This window comes from Sinorhizobium mexicanum (genome assembly GCF_013488225.1).
Lineage (GTDB): Bacteria > Pseudomonadota > Alphaproteobacteria > Rhizobiales > Rhizobiaceae > Sinorhizobium > Sinorhizobium mexicanum.
The window spans coordinates 4,296,676-4,316,340 of record NZ_CP041238.1; the positions used below are offsets into that span (position 1 = coordinate 4,296,676).

Below are 19,665 nucleotides of genomic sequence, written 5' to 3' on the forward strand. Positions count from 1 at the left end.
TCTTAACCCGGAGAAGATCGCGGCAGCAGGATCAGGGCCGAAAAGCGCCAGCTCGGCGCTCTGGAGCAATTCCAGGAAAAGTGTGTAACGGTTTTCCGTCCGGAATTGCGTAGTTTCAGAGAGTTAGCTCGCTGTTTCAATGAAACGATGAAATGATCTAAACACCGATGCCCTTCGCGTGCAGCGCCTCGGTGATCTCGTCGAGGATCGCCGGATCATCGATCGTCGCCGGCATCTTCCAGGGCTGGCAGTCGGCGATCTTCTGGATCGTCGCCCGGAGGATCTTGCCGGAACGCGTCTTCGGTAACCGCTTGACGCAGATCGCCATCCTGAAGGCGGCAACAGGCCCGATCCGCTCGCGCACCAGCGAGACGACTTCCCTTTCGATTTCCGACGTTTCACGGGAAACATTGGAATTGATCACCAGGAAGCCGGCAGGAATCTGCCCCTTCAGCGCATCGGCGATGCCGATCACTGCGCATTCCGCCACATCCGGATGGCTAGCGCAGACCTCCTCCATCGCTCCTGTCGAAAGCCGGTGGCCGGCGACGTTGATGATATCGTCTGTGCGGGCCATGATGAAGATATAGCCGTCCTCATCGACATAGCCGGCATCCGCCGTCTTGTAGAAGCCGGGATATTCGTTGAGATAGGCCGCGTGGAAGCGGTCGTCGGCGTTCCACAGCGTCGGCAGGCAGCCGGGCGGGAGCGGCAGCTTGACCACCACATTGCCCAGCGTACCAGCCCCCACCGGGTGCCCGGCATCATCGAGGACCTGAACGTCGTAGCCGGGCAGGGGAACAGCCGGGGAGCCGTATTTCACCGGCAGCAGCCCCAGACCCATCGGATTGCCGGCGACCGGCCATCCTGTTTCCGTCTGCCACCAGTGATCGATGACCGGAACGCCGAGCGCCCGCTCGGCCCATTGGATCGTGTCCGGGTCCGCCCGCTCGCCGGCAAGGTAAAGAGCCCGAAAACGCGAGAGATCGTAGCGGGGCACATATGTCGCTTCGGGATCCTCCTTGCGGATCGCACGCAGCGCCGTCGGCGCCGTGAACATCACCGCGACGCCGTGCTCGGCGATGATGCGCCAATAGGTCCCGGGATCCGGCGTTCCGATCGGCTTGCCCTCGAAGAGGACGGAAGTGTTGCCGTTGAGAAGCGGTCCATAAACGATATAGGAGTGACCGACCACCCAACCGATATCGGAAGCGGCCCAGAAGACCTCGCCGGGGCGCGCGCCGAAGAAATGCTCCATGGACCATTTCAACGCGACCATGTGGCCGCCATTGTCGCGCACGACGCCTTTCGGCTGCCCGGTGGTCCCGGACGTATAGAGCACGTAAAGCGGGTCGGTCGATGCGACCGGAGTGCAGGGAGCCTCTTCGCCCGCCTGCTTCGCCGCTGCGAGCGCCTCGGCAAAGTCGATATCCCGGCCCGGAACCATGTTGGCGGCGAGCATCTCGCGCTGAAAAATCAGGCAATGGGCCGGCTTATTGGCGGCGATCTCGATTGCCGCATCGAGAAGCGGCTTGTAGGCAACCGAGCGCCCGGGTTCGAGACCACAGCTCGCCGAGACGACCAGCTTCGCCTGGCAATCATCGATGCGCACGGCGAGCTCGTTGGCGGCGAAACCGCCAAAGACAACGGAATGCACCGCGCCGATGCGCGCGGCGGCCAGCATTGCCACCGCCGCCTGCGGGATCATCGGCATGTAGATGATGATCCGGTCTCCCTTGCCGATCCCAAGATTGCGGTAGACCGCGGCCATCGTCTTCACGTCGGCGAGCAAATCGCCGTAGGAAATCTTTTCGATCCGGTCGGTGACGGGGCTGTCATAGATGAAGGCAGGCTGGTGAGCCCGGCCACCTTCCACGTGGCGGTCGAGACAGTTGTAGCAGGTGTTGGTCACGCCATCGGGAAACCAGTGCCCATAGGCACCGCGCTCGGGCTCGAAAATCCGCTCGGGTGGTCGGAACCAGTCGATCGATCCGGCCGCAGCGGCCCAAAATCCATGCGGATCGGCCTTCCACGCGGCATACACTTCGGAATAGCGGCTCGCCATATCCGTTCTCCTCCCACTGACTTTTCCGGACAAAGCCCGGCTCCTCGGCGAAAGAAGATAGGCCACTGGAGGCAAACGAGAACCCCGACGAAAGAGTAAGACGGCTCTTATGAACGCCGGCGTCGCCATCATTCGTTGATGAGACAATTCCGTCGAACGGTCGCGAGCTGGTCAACGCGAGCGGCGACTGCTGAAAAGTGCGCCCAGTCTGACGGCGCCGACTTGCCTGATCTTTCGTATGGCACGGCGGGGATCCGCGATTGCGTCACCAGCGATCCTCGCACGGTCGCGCCAGTCTCCGTACTTGTTGATCGGCAGCGCCAGCACTTCCGGCCAGGTCTGCTGAATGGCGCGAAAGATCATGCCGTTGTCGCGCCGAAGCGAAGGCGGAAGTGATAGCATCGCGGTATAGATCTTCCGGCATATAAGCGGATTTACCTCGACCTGCGAGGGCATCGCGTAGGACTGGGAAAAGGCCCAGCAGCTCATGCGCAGTTCCATATAGGCAAGGTCGAGCAGAAAGAGGCTGCGATAATGTTGCAAGGGTTTCAGCCACTGCCGAACCTCTTCAAGCAACCGCGCATGCTGCGGCAGCTTCAGCCGCGAAACGATGCCCGCCTCGTCGATGGCCGTGTCCTCCTGCGAATCCAGCCACAAGAACCCGCGACCGATCTCGCCCCCAAGGCCGCCGAGGAAGATTCGCCCGTTGAGGGGTTCCACGCTCGGATGCATCGTCATGTTCGAGCCGGTGACGCAGTGGCCGACGCGCATCTGCCAGGCACGCGTACCCTGCTCGTCGGCTTCCCTGTACGGCAGCAGCCGATGGCTCAACTTAAACCTTTTGGCCAACTCTGTGGCGCGCTTGACATCCAGTTTCGCACCCAGAGCATCGACAGTGACGAAGTCGATGTCCCGGTGAAATGCTCTGCAGCAGGCGAGCATCAACCGCGTTTCGTTGCCGGACGTCAAAGCCATACTTGCCCGCCCCGTCGCGTGCAGAGGCTGGATAACACTCCGCGTCTCGTCGATAATCGTGGCAATGGCAGCATCGACATCCGCGACCTCCTCAATCTCACCACGCGGCCAATGCCGTATCGGCGCCATGGTATCGAGATCAAGATAGTGATTGCACATAAGGCGGCGAACACCGCGGTGAGCGGTCATTCCCGCAGGAAACCAGCCGTGTTGATCGACGACAAGCCCGCGATAAAGATCGAAGTCAAACCGCTCGTCATATTCCGACGCCGTGAGAAGCAAAGGCGTTGTGGCACCCGCAAGTCCGAATTGCGGCTCATAGACGAGGGATTTGCTGCCATTTGCATCGAGATAGATGCGGCGAGCATCACAGGCATCCAGAACGAATATGAAGCTGCCCGCCAAACGATAGATATGATCTTCGATCAGGAGGTCGATATCACAGGCCTGATCGAGTTCGGCATCGATTTTATGTTTTCCCGTGACGATCTGTTGCGCTTCGGGATCGATTGCCATGCCGAGAAGCAAACCGACGCAGCAATCCGTCCGATCGAGGACCGCGACCACCTCCAGTTCCTCGAACACATCCACGCAGATGCTGGTCAGCTGATAGCGAACAGCCATCGGCAAGGGCGGGTGATTGTCGCGCGTGACCCGGAACTGTCCCTTGAAATCTGACGGCGACCACACATCCTCCTCCTTCCGTCGTTTATTCAGCAGCATGCGTGTCAGACGTACTTGATCAAGGGAAGGGGGAGCGCAAATCGTGATCCCAGACGTTGTTGCCGAATTCATCCGGGTGATCCGGCGAGAACGCAGTCAACTCGCCATAGAGGCCGCAGTGCCCCTCCCTTCCGTAAACTAGTGACAGACGATTGTTGACAAAGCGAATGTGCCCTTCGGCGGGTGCGAACGCGCCGGTATCTCCTCCATAGAAGCAATAAGACCCGCCGGAGACCAGATTGCGCGACACCGAAACGTTTCTGGCGGACGCAAAATCGGAATAGACGACGATCGGTGCAGAGACCGCCTCCTGCGAAAGAAGTACCGTGTTCATATCGAATATCACGTTCGATGCACCGCCATGCGTAGAGAGCCCCGAGTGATGGTCGCCAGGGCGATGCCCAAGATCGTGAATGAAATTGCCCTGCACCAGTCCGTCGTTTTCGACGGTGATCCCATTCGACACGTTCCAGATGTTGTTTCCGCTAATGACGAGCCCCTTCGCGCTGCCGTAGACATCGCTGACGCCCCTGTCGGCTCGTTCTTCCGGTGAACCGCTGCATCCGAGCAGGTTGTTTTTCACGCGCGTCCTATCGGCGTTGTACCCGTCCGCAGGGCGTCCGGCCCGGATCGCGACAATTGCGTCCGCGTTGCAGGCAAGAACCTTGCTGTCGCGCAGCGTGACATCCGGGGCATCGATAACAACGGGCCCGTTGACTTCCACCGCGGCGATCATGGCGCCGGCGTCAACTGCACGCAGTCGCCCAAATTCCGGCTCCCAGACCCAGCCCGGCCCGGATTTGAGGTCCTCTGGAACACGCTTGAACACCGTCTGTGGAGAAGGGCCGGTATTCGTAACATCGGGCAAGCCGCAGACCGACGGCGCCGCTGCACAATTCGTGCGGTTGGGCGCCGGCAGCTCATCCGCCGTTCGGCTGCTGTTGGAAATGGAGCTGCCGGCGACGAGCAAAACAGCCGCCGCGACCATGGTTTTCGCGGCGCGCGCGAAGTTCGGTATCCTGCAGGAAACGCTGCCTTTCAACGATACTACTCCGCGCAGGGCGCCGCGATCGCACGCTGACTTCGGGCGGCCTTCGGTTCGCCACCAGATCATCTCGCCACAAGATAGTCGCAGGCCTCGCGGGAAGCGCAAGTATGCCGATTGGATGAAGGGCCTACCTTCGGAGAGGGTGTTCCAGGCGAATGGGAGGAGGTGCCAGCGAGCGTTCGTGCTGCACGCCAGGCCCCAGGCAGTCAGTTGCAAAGCCTCAGCGCGCCCCGAAGATCGCCGAGCCAACCCGCACGCTGGTGGCGCCAAAGGCGATCGCCGTCTCGAAATCACCGGACATGCCCATCGAGAGCTTGTCGAGACCGCATTCGGCGGCAAGCTTTGCAAGCAGCGCGAAATGCGGGCCGGGGTTCTCGTCGACCGGGGGTATGCACATCAGGCCCTCGATCTCCATGGCCAATTCGCCGCGGCAGAGTTCGACGAAGGCGGCGGTGTCTTCCGGCGCGACGCCGGCCTTCTGCGGTTCAAGACCGGTGTTGACCTGGACATAGAGGCGAAGACTGCGGCCCTGCCGCTTCATCTCGGCGGAGACGGCCCGGGCAATCTTCTCGCGATCGATGGTTTCGATGACATCGAAGAGCGCGACAGCGTCGGCGGCCTTGTTCGACTGCAACGGGCCGATCAGATGCAGTTCGACATCAGGCGTCTCCAGCCGGAGCGCTGGCCATTTGCGCTCGGCCTCCTGGACGCGATTTTCACCGAACACGCGCTGGCCAGCGGCAATGGCCGGACGTATCGCGTCGGCATCGAAGGTTTTCGACACGGCAACCAGAGTGACGGCATGTCCGGGCCGTTTTGCCGCTTTTTCGCTGGTGCGAATCCGGCTCAGGACATCGTTCAACCGCTCCTGCACTTCCATCCTTCCGCTCCCCACGTCCGAAGACCACGACAAACCTTCCCTGCGGCTTATTGAAACTTGCGATGCTTGCCAAGACCTGCTGCATGTTTCCTTGAATCCTACCCGATTTAGGGACGAAAACATGCAGCGACTCAAAGTGCTACAACGCCCTTTGCGCGCCTGTTGAGACGCGCGGCGCTTTAGCGGCCGGATCGCTGGCTCAAATATGCCAAAGTGCGCTGGCAACCCCTTCAAAACTTGACGCTCAGGCGGTTTCATGATGAAGGTCACCCCAGCTATCATGAGGGTGCCTGAGCGCCCCACAGAATTTCCGGAACATCGAAAAGACATGGCGACCGAACGATATAATCCGCGTGATGCCGAACCGCGCTGGCAGCAGGAATGGGAAGCAGGCAAGGTCTTCGAGACCAGCAACGACGATCCGCGCGAGAAATACTACGTGCTCGAGATGTTCCCCTATCCTTCGGGTCGCATCCACATGGGGCACGTGCGCAACTACACCATGGGTGACGTCGTTGCCCGCTACAAGCGCGCCCGCGGCTTCAACGTCCTGCATCCGATGGGATGGGATGCCTTTGGCATGCCGGCAGAAAACGCCGCCATGGAACGCGGTGTGCATCCGGCGAGCTGGACCTACCAGAACATCGCCTCGATGAAGGCGCAGTTGAAGGTGATGGGCCTGTCGCTCGACTGGAACCGGGAATTTGCCACCTGCGACCCGGCCTATTACCAGCGCCAGCAGCACCTGTTCCTCGATTTCCTCGAGAAAGGGCTCGTCTACCGCAAGCAGTCGAAGGTCAACTGGGACCCGGTCGACAACACCGTGCTCGCCAACGAGCAGGTGATCGACGGCCGCGGCTGGCGTTCCGGCGCCCTGGTGGAGCAGCGCGAGCTGACGCAATGGTTCTTCCGCATCACCGACTTCAGCCAAGAGCTGCTCGACGCGCTCGACAGGCTCGACCAGTGGCCCGAAAAGGTCCGGCTGATGCAGAAGAACTGGATCGGTCGCTCCGAGGGCCTGCTGGTGCGATGGGAGCTCGATGCTGCGACCGTTCCGGACGGCACGACGGAACTGACCGTCTATACGACGCGCCCTGATACGCTGTTCGGCGCCTCGTTCCTGGCGATCTCCGCCGACCATCCGCTCGCCCGGGAAGCCGCCGCCAAGAATGCCGAGATCGAGGCCTTCTGCGAGGAATGCCGGCGTGCCGGCACCTCGCTCGCTGCACTCGAAACGGCCGAAAAGAAGGGCATTGACACCGGCATTCGCGCCAGGCACCCGCTCGATCCGAGCTGGGAACTGCCGGTTTACGTCGCCAATTTCGTGCTGATGGACTACGGCACCGGCGCCATCTTCGGCTGCCCCTCCGGTGACCAGCGCGACCTGGACTTCGCCCGCAAATACGGCCTGCCGGTCGTCCCCGTCGTGATGCCGAGGGAAGCCGACGCGGCGAGCTTCACGATCGAGAACGAAGCCTATGTCGGCGACGGGGTGATGATCAATTCGCGCTTCCTCGACGGCCTTTCGACGGAAGACGCTTTCGAAACGGTCGCCTCGCGGCTCGAGAAGGAAATGCTTGGCGGCGCTCCGCGCGCGGAACGCAAAGTCAATTTCCGCCTGCGCGACTGGGGCATCTCGCGGCAACGCTATTGGGGCTGCCCGATTCCAGTGATCCATTGCGATGACTGCGGCGTGCTGCCGGTGCCGAAGGCGGATCTGCCGGTGACGCTGCCCTCGGATGTGACCTTCGACAAGCCCGGCAATCCGCTCGACCGCCATCCGACCTGGCGGCATGTCGCGTGCCCGCAGTGCGGCAAGGACGCTCGGCGCGAAACCGACACCATGGACACTTTTGTCGATTCCTCCTGGTACTTCGCGCGCTTTACGGCGCCCTGGGAAGACAATCCGACCGACCCGAAAGTCGCCAACCACTGGCTTCCGGTCGACCAGTACATCGGCGGGATCGAGCACGCGATCCTGCACCTGCTCTATTCGCGCTTCTTCACCCGCGCGATGAAGGCGACGGGTCACGTGGCGCTGGACGAACCATTCAAGGGGCTGTTCACCCAGGGCATGGTGGTCCACGAGACCTACAGCCGCGGCGAGGGCGCGCAGCGCGAATGGATCACGCCGGCCGAGGTCCGCGTCGAGGAGATCGACGGTGAGCGGCGCGCGCTTCTGGTCGAGACCGGCGAGGAAATCGCCATCGGCTCGATCGAGAAGATGTCGAAGTCGAAGAAGAACGTCGTCGATCCGGACGACATCATCGGCTCCTACGGCGCAGACACGGCCCGCTTCTTCGTGCTCTCCGATTCGCCGCCGGACCGCGACGTGATCTGGTCCGAATCGGGCGTCGAAGGTGCTCATCGTTTCGTTCAGCGCGTCTGGAGGCTCATTGCCGAGGCAGCGGAAAACCTGCGCACAAGCGACGCTTCGCCGGCGAAGGAAGGCGATGGCCTCGCCATCTCTCAGGCAGCACACAGGACGCTGCGCGCGGTCGAAGCCGACTATGACAAGCTTGCCTTCAACAAGGCGGTTGCGCGGATCTATGAACTCGTCAACGTTCTGGCCGCTCCGCTGACCCACGTGGCCAGCGGCAACGCCGATCAGGCCGTCACCGCGGCGGTCAAGGACGCCGTTGCGATTCTGATCAACCTGATCGCGCCGATGATGCCGCACCTGGCGGAAGAATGCTGGCGGGAAATCGGCGGCGGCGGCTTGATTGCCGAGCGAGCTTGGCCGACTTTCGATCCGGGCCTGGTCGTCGAGAACGAAATCACCTTGCCGGTCCAGATCAACGGCAAGAAGCGCGCCGATTTGACAATCGCGCGCGACGCTGATCAGAGTGCGATCGAAAGCGCCGTGCTTGCTCTCGACGCCGTCAAGACGGCGCTCGCAGGCAGCAACCCGAAAAAGATCATCGTCGTGCCGCAGAGGATCGTCAATGTCGTTGTCTGATAGAGCTGCCTTTCGCCTCCGGTCGTTTTCGATTCTGGCGGGCGGCCTGTTGCTGACCGCGTTGGCGGGTTGCCAGGTGAGGCCGCTTTACTCCGACGGCCCCACGGGCTCGACATCGGTGGCACTGGCCTCGATCGAGATTTCGGATGCCGACGACCGCGTCGAGCAGGAGGTGCGCAACGCACTCGTCTTTCTCACCTCGCGCGGCGCTGGCGAGCCGGTCAACCCGCAGTACCATCTCGCGCTCAACGTCTCGCACCGGACCATAGGTGTGTTGTTCGACACGACGGACAATGACGATGATGATGACGATGCCGGGGCCGGCCGCATTGTCGTGAAAGCGGACTACAACCTGACGAGAACCGCCACCGGCGAGACCGTGAGGGCCGGCAACCGAACGGCCGTCGCGCTGGTCGATTTCCCCCAACAGGAATTCGCCAAGGTTCGCGCTGTTCGCGACGGCGAGAACCGCGCGGCGAAGGAACTGGCAGAAATCATCGGCGCCGACATCGCATCGGCTCTTGGCCGCTGATCCGGTGTTCGGATGAGCGAGATCAAGTCGCACGAGTTCGACGGCTTCCTGCAGAAGGCAGCTGGAAGCTACCGGCTTTTCTTGCTCTACGGTCCTGATCGCGGACTCGTTTCCGAACGCGCAGCACTGCTTGCCTCAAAATTCGGCATCCCGCTCGATGACCCGTTTGCGGTCGTCAAGCTCGACGCCAGCGACGTGCAGCAGGATCCCGGGCGATTGCTGGACGAGGTCAACGCCATTGGCCTTTTCGGCGGCGAGAAACTCGTCTGGATCCGCGGCGCCTCTGCCGAGAAGGCGCTTTCCGAAGCGCTGCAGATCCTTGCCGCTGAACCGCCGACCGGCAGCTATCTCATCATAGAGGCTGGCGACCTCAAAAAGGGGGCAGCCCTTCGGAAGGCCGGCGAATCGGCCCGTTCCATCGCGTCGATCGCCTGCTACAGCGACGATGCGCGCAGCCTGCATGCGCTTATCGATCAGGAACTCGCCGAAGCGGGGCTTCGACTGAGCCCCGCCGCGCGCGAGCGCCTGCTCGAAGCTCTTGGCGGCGATCGTCTTGCTTCGCGCAATGAAGTTCGAAAACTTGCACTCTACTGCCGCGGCAAGGAGATGATCGATGAGGGCGACGTGCTCGACATCGTCGGCGATGCCAGTGCGATTTCTGTCGACGATGCTGTGGACGCCGTGCTGAAGAGCGACGTGGACGCGCTGCTCCATGCCATCAGGAAGATTACAACGTCGAAGACTCCCCCGTTTCTCGTGCTCCAGGCCTGCTTGCGGCAGTTCCAGCAGTTGGACGCCATGCGCGCAGAGATGGATGCCAGCCGGCAATCTTCGAGCCAGGTGATCGCCAGCCTCGGAAGGGGCCTGCATTTCCGGCGCAAACCGATCGTCGAAGCAGCCCTTCGGCACTGGACCGGCCCGGCAATACGGCGCGAAATGAGCCGGCTACAGGCCACGATCTATCAAAGCCGCACACGGCCAAGCCTGGAAGACAGTCTCGTCCTGCAGAATCTCTTGGCGATAACCGTGCAGTCGGCGCGCCGCTGACGAACCTCCACCGGCTCTTGCGTCCTTGCTGTCAAGCGGAACCGCCATAGTGCTGGCGTGAGCGTCCGCTCCAGCGTCGTTGACGCGCGAAGAACACGACGCATTGCCAGTCCGGCCGACCGCTGCATTCTCCTCCCGTCAGATCGGCAGGCAGGATGTTGCGCGATGCCACCGCCGCGGCGCATTTTCACGAATGCACGGAATCATCTAACAAATCAATACGTTATGCCATTCCCGCGTTACCGGCGCTCCAGCAGTCGGCAAATCTCTTCGAGTTGGTCAAGCGTCTTGTAGGCGATGCGCAGGTGGCCGCCGGAAGCCTTGTGGCTGACGGTGACTTCGAGCCCGAGGCTGTCCGACAGCGTGCGCTCGAGAGCCAGCGTATCGGCGTCCTTTTCCTCCCGACGTGGCGCTTTGGCGAAATTGGGGTCGTTCTGCGCGCGGATGTCGTTCTGCGCCAAGCGTTCCGTCTCGCGCACTGAAAGGCCCTTCGCAACGATGTTACGCGCCAGGGCCACCGGATCGGAGGTCGGGATCAGCGCCCGCGCATGGCCGGCCGACAGGCTGCCGTCCGACAGCATGTCGCGCACCGGCTCCGGCAACTTGAGCAGCCGCAGGCTGTTGGCCACATGGCTGCGGCTCTTGCCGATGATGTCGCCGAGATCGTTTTGCGTATAGCCGTGTTCGGCGATCAGCTGTTCGTAGCCCAGCGCCTCTTCGAGCGGGTTAAGATCGGATCGCTGGACGTTTTCGACGATCGCGATCTCGAGCGCGGTGCGATCGTCTACGTCTCGCACGATCACCGGGATTTCGGCGAAACCCGCAAGTTGGGCCGCCCGCCAGCGGCGCTCGCCGGCGATGATCTCGTAGCGGTCACTCCCAACAGTACGCACGACGACGGGTTGCACAATGCCGTGCTGGCGGATCGAGCTCGCAAGATCCTGCAGTTCCGCTTCGTCAAACTGGCGGCGCGGGTTACGGGGATTGCGCGACACAAACTCGATCGGCACGCGGCGATCGGGATTGAATGGTGTCTGCGGCGTGGCGCCGCCTTGCAACGGCTGATCCATTTCGCCGATCAATGCCGCCAAACCACGGCCCAGACGCCTCTTGGAGCTGTCGTCGTTCATCTGTCATCCAATCTTATTACGAGACCGAAACGATTACGCAGCCTTGCGTTGCCGCTCGCGCTGGATCACTTCGGACGCCAATTGTAGATATGCCTGGCTGCCGGCGCACTTTAGATCGTAGAGAATGGCCGGCTTTCCATAAGAGGGCGCCTCCGAAACCCGAACATTCCGCGGGATTAGGGTGTGATAGACCTTATCACCCAGATGAGTGCGGACGTCACTCACGACCTGCTGAGCGAGATTGTTACGGGAATCGAACATAGTCAGGACGATTCCTTGAATGTCCAGGCTTGGATTGACCGTTCGGCGCACCTGATCGACGGTTTCCAGCAGCTGGCTCAAGCCCTCCAGCGCGAAGAATTCGCATTGCAACGGCACAAGCACGGAATGCGCCGCGGCCATCGCATTCATCGTCAAAAGATTGAAAGACGGCGGGCAATCGACCAGGACATAGGAATAGGCAAGAGCCTCGCTGGCGGCCAATGCCTTGCGGAGGCGAAAGACCCGGTCCGATTCGCGGGCGATCTCCATCTCGATGCCAAGCAGGTCCATTGTCGAAGGTACGATCGAAAGATTCGGTACTGCGGTACTTTGGGCGATCTCGCCGATCGAATGGCTACCCATCATCAATTCATAGGAGGAAAGATGCCGGTCGCGGCGCTGGATCCCGAGGCCCGTGCTCGCATTTCCCTGCGGGTCGAGATCGACAATCAGAACTTTCTCGCCAATTGCGGCCAGCGCGGTCGCAAGATTGATTGCGGTGGTCGTCTTTCCGACCCCGCCTTTCTGGTTCGCAATCGTGATAATCCGATTTCTGAGGCCAAACATGTTTTCCGCTCGCCTATCACTTCGTCCGACGTGAAAGATTTGCAATCTCAAGCACGACCGAATCTGGCTCGACAACACTTGCATGTTTTACCAGATCGAATTGAAAGCGGCTAACGGCTTTGTCGATTTCCTGCTGGTAATCCCGCCCTTTGTGAAAGTAAGCGACGGCATCGGCGCCTTCTCCGAGCATCCAAGGCGCGCAATAATCCAACAATTGGTTCAGATCAGCGAGCGCACGCGCCGAAATCGCGTCGCAACGGGGGATGATTGCACTCGCATTTTCGATTCGAATCGGGTGCACGGAACCTCTGGCAGCGGTTTCATTCAAGGCGGCGCGCAAGAAGGCGCATTTTTTATTGTTGCTTTCAACCAGATGAACCCAGCCGCCCTCGAGCTCCGATAGGCAGATCGCAGTTATCACACCGGGGAACCCACCACCGCTGCCGAGGTCAACCCAGACCTTTGGCGTCGGTGCCAGCTGGAAGATCTGCAGGCTGTCGACGATATGGCGCTGCCATAAATGCTCAAGTGTCGACGGTGCGACGAGGTTGATCGACGTCGCCCATTTCTGGAACAAGGCACCAAAATGCTCGAGCTTCTCGATCGTTTCACGTGAAACACGCAATCCGTTCAGGCTTCCGGCGAGACTCGTTTTCATTGTACTGCTTGCCTCACCACACGCAGTTCCTCGCGATTCTGGCGCTTCAGCCCCGTGAGGATCAGCGACACGGCTGCCGGCGTCATCCCGTCGACCTTTGTTGCCTGAGCCAGATTGCGTGGTCTCTGCTGCGTCAGCTTCTGCTTCAGCTCGTTCGATAATCCCGGCAACAGGCTATAGTCGAAGTCTTCGGGAATGCTGGTGCTCTCTTCGCGGCGAATACCGGCAATGTCTGCCGTCTGCCTTTCCATATAGACCGCGTAGGCCGCGTCGATCTCCAGCGCCTCGGCCACACGCCCGTCGATCCCTTCGAGTTCCGGCCACAGCGGTTTCAACCCGGCTATTGATTGCTCGGGGTAGGACAGGATCTCAAAAGCTGATCGGCGCTGGCCGTCCTGATTGAGCTTCAGGCCAAACCGCTTGCCCTCTGTCGGCGTCACCGAGAGAGACTGCAACAGCGCGCGCCCGCGCTCATAGTTGCCCTTCCAATCTTCAAAGCGTTCCTGTCGCGCCGCGCCCACCAGGCCGAGATCGATGCCGATCGGCGTCAGCCGCATGTCGGCATTGTCGGCGCGAAGCGAGAGCCGATACTCGGCGCGCGATGTGAACATGCGATAGGGCTCAGTGATGCCGCGCGACGTCAGATCATCGATCATCACACCGATATAGGAATCGGTGCGGCTAAAATGAAATGGTGTGCGGCCCAAAGCGGAGAGGGCGGCATTCAGTCCCGCGACCAGGCCCTGGGCGCCGGCCTCTTCATAGCCCGTCGTGCCATTGATCTGGCCGGCGAGAAACAGGCCGGGCGCCTTCCGCACCGCAAGAGATAGTTGCAGCTCCCGCGGATCGACATGGTCGTATTCGATCGCGTAACCGGGCTGCAGAATCGTTACTTCCTCCAGCCCCGGAATGGTTCGAATAAATGCATCCTGGACCTCTTCGGGCAGCGACGTCGAAATGCCGTTGGGATAGACGGTATTGTCATCCAACCCCTCCGGCTCCAGGAAAATCTGGTGGCCATCCCGCTCGCCAAAGCGCACGATCTTGTCCTCGATCGACGGGCAATAGCGAGGCCCGACGCCTTCGATCTGGCCGGAATACATGGCGGAGCGATGGATGTTCTCGGCGATGAGCTTGTGCGTGGCTTCCGTCGTCCGCGTGACGCCACAGTCGATCTGGCGATTGACGATCTTGTCGGTCAAGAACGAGAAGGGTACCGGATCCTCATCCGGTCCCTGGCGACCGACGCGGTCCCAATCGATCGTCCGGCCATCAAGCCGCGCCGGCGTACCGGTCTTTAGTCTTCCGAGATTGAGCCCAAAGCGTGCCAATGTCTCCGAAAGACCGATCGACGGTTCCTCGCCCACGCGCCCGGCCGGAATCTTGCGTTGGCCTATATGGATCAGACCCTTCAGGAACGTGCCGGTCGTAAGCACGACCGCTGACGCCCGGAAGGTCCGGCCATCCTTCATGACAACGCCGCAGACCGCGCCATCTTCGGTCAGCAAGTCAAAAGCATCGCCCTCAATGACCGACAGATTGTCCACCGCGCCAATCGCCTGTTGCATCGCCTCGCGATAGAGCTTGCGGTCTGCCTGCGTCCGGGGACCGCGCACCGCGGGTCCCTTGCGACGATTAAGCAGGCGAAACTGTATGCCGGCGGCATCGGCGACGCGACCCATCAGGCCGTCCAGAGCGTCGATCTCGCGCACGAGATGACCCTTGCCCAAGCCACCAATCGCCGGATTGCAAGACATCACTCCGATTGTGTCACCCCTATGCGTGATGAGAGCGGTGCTTGCACCAAGCCGCGCCGAAGCCGAAGCTGCCTCGCAGCCAGCATGTCCGCCGCCAATCACGATGACATCATAACTCGACATTCCAACGCTCCAGCTGATCCCAGCCCTGATTCTGAATTTCATTCGGGCGAGTCAAGTGGTTTCACGTGAAACGCTTCGAATGACTCGCTATCGTTGTGTCTGCGCGGCCGCTTACTTGCCGATGCAGAACTCCGAAAATATCACATCGAGCAGGTTCTCGACATCAACGCGTCCTGTGATTCGGCCTAGCGCATCGCCTGCGACGCGCAATTGCTCCGCCTGAATATCCAGGCCCACCGCCTCCGACGACAGGCTCCGCACCAGCGCAGCACTCGCCTGCCGCAGGCAGTCGACGTGGCGCTTTCGAGACGGCATCGACAGCGCCGTCTTGCCTGCCAAGTCCGGAAGATGAGCTCCCAGCGCTTCCAATAGATCCGCGATGCCGGCGCCGGTCCTCGTCGATAGGAATATATCCGCATCGCTCGGTAGCCACGAGACATCGTCGCGGTCAATCTTCGTTGCGACTCTTATAATCGGAATGTTTCCGGGAACGATTTCACTTAAGGAAAAATGTGCCGGATTATCCGATAGCAACAGCACGAGATCGGCTCGTCCGATAGTTTCGTGCGCTCGCCGAATTCCCTCGCGTTCGACCAATTCGTCGGTTTCCCGCAATCCCGCCGTGTCATACAGTTTCACGGAGAATCCGGCTAATGAAAGATCAACCGAGATGATGTCACGAGTGGTGCCGGCGATCTCCGTGACAATCGCAACGTCACGCTTTGCCAGCGCATTCAACAGGCTCGACTTGCCAGCATTCGGCTCGCCGGCAATGACGATTCGAAGGCCATCGCGAATGATCTCCGCCAGGCCCGCCTGACCGATATGCTCTTCGATTTCACCGCGGAGCTTCGCCATGTCCTCCCAGATCGAAGCGCTGACCGACCCCGGCACATCGTCCTCATCGGCAAAATCGAGCTCGGCTTCAATCATTGCGCGCGCATGCGTCAGGCGCCGCGCCCACCCTTGGTAAAGCGCCGACTGCCCACCACCGGAATGCTCGAGCGCCAGGCGACGCTGCATCTCGGTTTCGGCCGCGATCAGATCCGCCAAGCCCTCGACCTCGACTAGGTCCATCTTGCCGTTTTGAAACGCCCGCCTTGAAAACTCGCCAGCGTCGGCGTGGCGCAGGCCATCGATTGCGGCAAGCTCATCCAATATCGCCTGAACGACCGCACGCCCGCCATGCACCTGCATTTCGCAGCAATCCTCGCCGGTGAAGGATGCCGGCCCCGGAAAGTAGACGACCAGCCCGCTATCCAGCGGCTCACCGTTTCGAGCCCGAATCGTTCTCAAGGTTGCGGCGCGGGCTTGGGGCAGAGGCCCGCAAAGACGCGCAATTGCCTGCGCCGTGGCCGGCCCACTGATGCGGATGACGGCAACGCCGGCGGGCAGAGCGCCGCTCGAAAGTGCGTATATCGTATCCGTAGAATGCATCGGGCCACCGAGCGTCCCCGAGCATAACGCGCTGACCGCTAACTCGGTTTCGTTTCTGTCGTTGAGGGCTACCGCATGTTTCCCCCAAACCGGTTCCGATTTAAGGGTGAAACATTCAGCAATTAAAAGTGCGGCAGCAACCTTTGCATCGCTGATAAGACGCGCAGTGCTGCAGGGCTGGTTGCATCCTCGAACGGCTGTCATCCACCGAGCAACTCTCGCCACTTCTGCATGGGCTGCAGAGCGCCGCGACTTATGCACCTCTCGCCGTCGGAAATCAAGCGTCTCTACTGGCGCTGCTGCTCACCGCTGGGATGGCTGGTGTTTCACGTGAATCATCGTAAGACCGATCAGAGATAATTCGGGCTGCCGTGATTTGGGAGAATCCGGCTAAAGAAAATTGCGCCTGCCGAAACAAAATGGCCGGGACGCAACGCGCCCCGGCCATTTTGTAGGAAACGTGAAGCATTCTCACGTGTTCATCGATTCGAAGAAGTCGCCGTTGGTCTTCGTTTGCTTCAGCTTGTCGATCAGGAACTCGATCGCATCGGTGGTTCCCATCGGAGCGAGAATGCGTCGCAGAACGAAAATCTTCTGCAGATCCTGCCGCGGCACCAGCAGATCCTCCTTACGGGTGCCGGACTTCAGAATGTCCATCGCCGGGAAGATGCGCTTGTCGGCGACCTTGCGGTCGAGCACGATTTCCGAGTTGCCGGTGCCCTTGAACTCTTCAAAGATCACCTCGTCCATGCGGCTGCCGGTATCGATCAGCGCCGTCGCGATGATGGTCAGCGAGCCGCCTTCCTCGATATTGCGCGCCGCGCCGAAGAAACGCTTCGGACGCTGCAGCGCGTTGGCGTCGACACCGCCCGTCAGCACCTTGCCGGATGACGGCACGACGGTGTTATAGGCGCGGCCGAGGCGGGTGATCGAATCGAGCAGAATGACAACGTCCCTGCCATGCTCGACAAGGCGCTTGGCCTTTTCGATGACCATTTCTGCAACCTGGACGTGGCGCGTCGCCGGCTCGTCGAAGGTCGAGGAGACGACCTCGCCCTTCACCGAGCGCTGCATGTCGGTCACTTCTTCCGGACGTTCATCGATCAAGAGAACGATCAGATAGCATTCCGGATGGTTCGCGGTGATCGAATGGGCGATGTTCTGCAGGAGTACCGTCTTACCGGTGCGCGGCGGCGCCACGATCAGCCCGCGCTGGCCCTTGCCGAGCGGCGCCACCAGATCGATGACACGAGCGGAAAGGTCCTTCGACGTCGGAACCTCGAGCTCCATCTTGAAGCGCTCGTTCGGATAGAGCGGCGTCAGGTTGTCGAAATGAACCTTGTGCCGGATCTTCTCCGGATCGTCGAAGTTGATCGTATTGACCTTCAGCAGCGCAAAGTAGCGCTCGCCTTCTTTCGGACCGCGAATCGGTCCTTCGACCGTATCGCCGGTCTTCAAGGAGAAGCGCCGGATCTGCGAGGGCGAAATATAGATATCGTCCGGGCCGGGAAGGTAGTTGGCGTTGGCGGAGCGCAGGAAGCCGAACCCGTCCTGCAGCACCTCGACGACGCCTTCACCGATGATCTCGATGTCCTGCGCCGCGAGCATCTTGAGGATTGCGAACATCAGCTCCTGCTTGCGCATCGTGCTGGCGTTCTCGACCTCGAGCTCTTCGGCAAATGCCAGGAGATCGGTCGGCGTCTTGTTCTTAAGTTCTTGAAGCTTCATTTCAGCCATGAAGAGTCCATGTGTGGTATGGGAATGGAAGTTGGCGTGATTTTTGTAAGGGAGCTGCGAGGGGAAAAGAGGCAGGCTCTAAACTTGGTCAGGCCACAGGAAGAAGGAGATGGGTGAAAATAGCGATTCACGTGAAACGCCGCAAGGGGCTGCAACAAATTAGCGACAACTATTGCAGCTAAAAATCGATTGAATTCAAAATGGTTTCACCACGACCATGATGACGATGAGGATCATCAGCAGCGTCGGCGCCTCGTTCATCAGCCGCCAGTAGCGTGCGTCACGGCGATTTTCGTCGCGCTGGAAGGCCTTTACCGCACGGCTGAAATGCACATGCACGATGGTCAAGAGCACGACGAAAAAGAGTTTGGCGTGCAGCCAGCCGCCCTGAAAGCCGTAGACGCTCCATGCAAGATAGAGCCCGAGCGCCCACGAAATCATCATCGCCGGGTTCATGATGACCTTCAGCAGGCGCTGCTCCATCATCTTGAACGTTTCCGACTGCGCCGATCCCGGCGCCGCATCGGTGTGATAAATGAAGAGACGCGGCATGTAGAGAAGCGCGGCCATCCAGGATATCACGGCAATGACGTGCAACGCCTTGATCCACAGATAGAGGTCGTCCGGCTGCCAGACGAAGAGGCCGACCAGCAGCAGGAAAAACGCCGAAAGGGCGACCCAGGCGCGCAGGCGCGCCCTGTTTCCCGGCGCGCTGTCAGTCTGGCGCTCCGCCATCATCGCCTCCCGCGGACCCGCGACACCAATGCCGTCACGTTCTCCGGGCCTGCCTGCGGTGTAATCCCATGTCCTAGATTGAAGATCAGCGGTCCATTGCCAAGGACATCGAGAATCCGGTCGATTCCGCTTTCCAGCGCCGCGCCGCCAGCCACAACGCGCATCGGATCCAGATTGCCCTGTACCGGGCCATCCTTCTGCAGCTCGGCCGCGAACGACAACGGCACCGACCAATCAAGACCGATCGCATCCGCCCCCGTGGCCTGCCGGTAATCCTTGAGCAAAAGCCCCGCGCCTTTCGCGAAGGCAATGACCTTCGCCGATGGCCGCCGTGCGCGAACGGATGCGATCATCCGGCGCACGGGTTCGGCAGCGAAGCGGGCAAATTCCTCCTCGCCGAGCACACCCGCCCAGGAGTCGAAGATCTGCACCGCATCTGCACCGGCGTCGATCTGCTCCACCAGATAGTCGGCGGAAATGTCAGCGAGGAACGCCAGCAGATCTTCAAATTCCTTTGGATGGCGATAGGCAAAGAGGCGGGCAGGGGCCTGATCCGGCGTTCCATGACCGGCAATCATGTAAGTTGCGACGGTCCATGGCGCGCCACAGAAGCCAAGCAGCGTCGTTTCCGCCGGCAATTCCCGCCGCAGTCGCGAAACTGTCTCGATGACGGGCCGCAGGTGATTGGAGACGCCTGCAGCGCCGAGCCGTGCGATGCCGTCCGCATCGATCGGATCCATCTTCGGCCCATGACCCTCCTCGAAGCGAACATTTCGATGAAGCGCGTCCGGGATGACCAGGATATCGGAAAAGAGGATCGCCGCATCGAAGGCATACCGCCTTATCGGCTGCAGCGTGACCTCGACAGCCAGATCGGGCGTGTAACAGAGGTCGAGAAAGCTTCCCGCCTTGGCCCGCGTTTCACGATATTCCGGGAGGTAACGCCCCGCCTGGCGCATGAGCCAGATCGGTGGAGGGGTCAGGCATTTCCCATCCAGCACCTCGAGGACCTTGCGACGTATCTCGCTCAC

16 protein-coding genes are annotated in these 19,665 nt (G+C 60.8%); 4 read left to right on the forward strand and 12 right to left on the reverse strand.

What is annotated here, in order from left to right:
* Positions 1 to 157: 157 nt before the first annotated feature.
* Together FKV68_RS20120 and FKV68_RS33150 are read right to left on the reverse strand one after the other, a co-directional pair.
* Positions 158 to 2,065: an AMP-binding protein gene (locus tag FKV68_RS20120; protein WP_180939518.1), complete on the reverse strand. Its 1,908-nt coding sequence runs from the start codon at positions 2,063 to 2,065 to the stop codon at positions 158 to 160.
* Between the two features lie 171 nt (positions 2,066 to 2,236).
* Positions 2,237 to 2,896 carry a hypothetical protein gene (locus FKV68_RS33150; RefSeq protein ID WP_245181663.1) on the reverse strand — a complete coding sequence of 220 codons (660 nt, stop codon included), beginning with the start codon at positions 2,894 to 2,896 and terminating at the stop codon, positions 2,237 to 2,239.
* Between FKV68_RS33150 and FKV68_RS33155 the strand changes: the two genes are divergently transcribed.
* Positions 2,888 to 3,718, forward strand: coding sequence for a hypothetical protein (locus FKV68_RS33155; RefSeq protein WP_245181662.1), 831 nt, complete (start codon positions 2,888 to 2,890; stop codon positions 3,716 to 3,718). The two genes, FKV68_RS33150 and FKV68_RS33155, sit on opposite strands and share 9 nt — an antisense overlap.
* Before the next feature lie 64 nt (positions 3,719 to 3,782).
* Here FKV68_RS33155 and FKV68_RS20130 read toward each other — a convergent pair whose 3' ends face one another.
* Together FKV68_RS20130 and FKV68_RS20135 are read right to left on the reverse strand one after the other, a co-directional pair.
* The gene (locus tag FKV68_RS20130) at positions 3,783 to 4,805 is read right to left on the reverse strand and encodes a right-handed parallel beta-helix repeat-containing protein (protein ID WP_245181660.1); all 1,023 of its coding nucleotides are present in this window, start codon (positions 4,803 to 4,805) and stop codon (positions 3,783 to 3,785) included.
* A 226-nt stretch (positions 4,806 to 5,031) separates the two neighbouring features.
* Positions 5,032 to 5,691 carry a YggS family pyridoxal phosphate-dependent enzyme gene (locus FKV68_RS20135; protein ID WP_180939519.1) on the reverse strand — a complete coding sequence of 220 codons (660 nt, stop codon included), beginning with the start codon at positions 5,689 to 5,691 and terminating at the stop codon, positions 5,032 to 5,034.
* Between the two features lie 328 nt (positions 5,692 to 6,019).
* On the opposite strand from FKV68_RS20135, the gene leuS reads away from it, so the two are divergent.
* The 3 genes from leuS to holA are packed head-to-tail and all read left to right on the forward strand — an operon-like array spanning position 6,020 to position 10,229.
* Positions 6,020 to 8,650, forward strand: a complete 2,631-nt coding sequence (gene leuS, locus FKV68_RS20140) for a leucine--tRNA ligase (protein WP_180939520.1) — start codon at positions 6,020 to 6,022, stop codon at positions 8,648 to 8,650.
* Complete coding sequence (locus tag FKV68_RS20145) at positions 8,637 to 9,182, forward strand: LPS assembly lipoprotein LptE (RefSeq protein WP_180939521.1); 546 nt, start codon at positions 8,637 to 8,639, stop codon at positions 9,180 to 9,182. Before leuS ends, FKV68_RS20145 begins: the two co-directional genes overlap by 14 nt.
* Before the next feature lie 12 nt (positions 9,183 to 9,194).
* Positions 9,195 to 10,229: a DNA polymerase III subunit delta gene (gene holA, locus FKV68_RS20150; protein WP_180939522.1), complete on the forward strand. Its 1,035-nt coding sequence runs from the start codon at positions 9,195 to 9,197 to the stop codon at positions 10,227 to 10,229.
* A 239-nt stretch (positions 10,230 to 10,468) separates the two neighbouring features.
* Here holA and FKV68_RS20155 read toward each other — a convergent pair whose 3' ends face one another.
* The 8 genes from FKV68_RS20155 to hemE form a co-directional block, all read right to left on the reverse strand.
* Positions 10,469 to 11,359: a ParB/RepB/Spo0J family partition protein gene (locus FKV68_RS20155; RefSeq protein WP_180939523.1), complete on the reverse strand. Its 891-nt coding sequence runs from the start codon at positions 11,357 to 11,359 to the stop codon at positions 10,469 to 10,471.
* Between the two features lie 33 nt (positions 11,360 to 11,392).
* Positions 11,393 to 12,187 (reverse strand): ParA family protein, encoded by a 795-nt coding sequence (locus tag FKV68_RS20160; protein WP_180939524.1) that lies wholly within the window; start codon positions 12,185 to 12,187, stop codon positions 11,393 to 11,395.
* 16 nt (positions 12,188 to 12,203) lie between these two features.
* A complete protein-coding gene (gene rsmG, locus FKV68_RS20165; protein ID WP_180939525.1) occupies positions 12,204 to 12,845 on the reverse strand; it encodes a 16S rRNA (guanine(527)-N(7))-methyltransferase RsmG in 642 nt (213 codons plus the stop codon).
* Positions 12,842 to 14,725 (reverse strand): tRNA uridine-5-carboxymethylaminomethyl(34) synthesis enzyme MnmG, encoded by a 1,884-nt coding sequence (gene mnmG / locus FKV68_RS20170; RefSeq protein WP_180939526.1) that lies wholly within the window; start codon positions 14,723 to 14,725, stop codon positions 12,842 to 12,844. Before mnmG ends, rsmG begins: the two co-directional genes overlap by 4 nt.
* A 111-nt stretch (positions 14,726 to 14,836) precedes the next feature.
* A complete protein-coding gene (gene mnmE, locus FKV68_RS20175) occupies positions 14,837 to 16,162 on the reverse strand; it encodes a tRNA uridine-5-carboxymethylaminomethyl(34) synthesis GTPase MnmE (RefSeq protein WP_180939527.1) in 1,326 nt (441 codons plus the stop codon).
* 471 nt (positions 16,163 to 16,633) lie between these two features.
* A complete protein-coding gene (rho, locus tag FKV68_RS20180; protein WP_180939528.1) occupies positions 16,634 to 17,899 on the reverse strand; it encodes a transcription termination factor Rho in 1,266 nt (421 codons plus the stop codon).
* Between the two features lie 195 nt (positions 17,900 to 18,094).
* On the reverse strand, positions 18,095 to 18,637 hold the full coding sequence (hemJ, locus tag FKV68_RS20185) for a protoporphyrinogen oxidase HemJ (protein ID WP_180939529.1): 543 nt from the start codon (positions 18,635 to 18,637) through the stop codon (positions 18,095 to 18,097).
* Positions 18,634 to 19,665, reverse strand: a complete 1,032-nt coding sequence (gene hemE, locus FKV68_RS20190) for a uroporphyrinogen decarboxylase (protein WP_180939530.1) — start codon at positions 19,663 to 19,665, stop codon at positions 18,634 to 18,636. The genes hemJ and hemE overlap by 4 nt, the downstream gene beginning before the upstream one ends.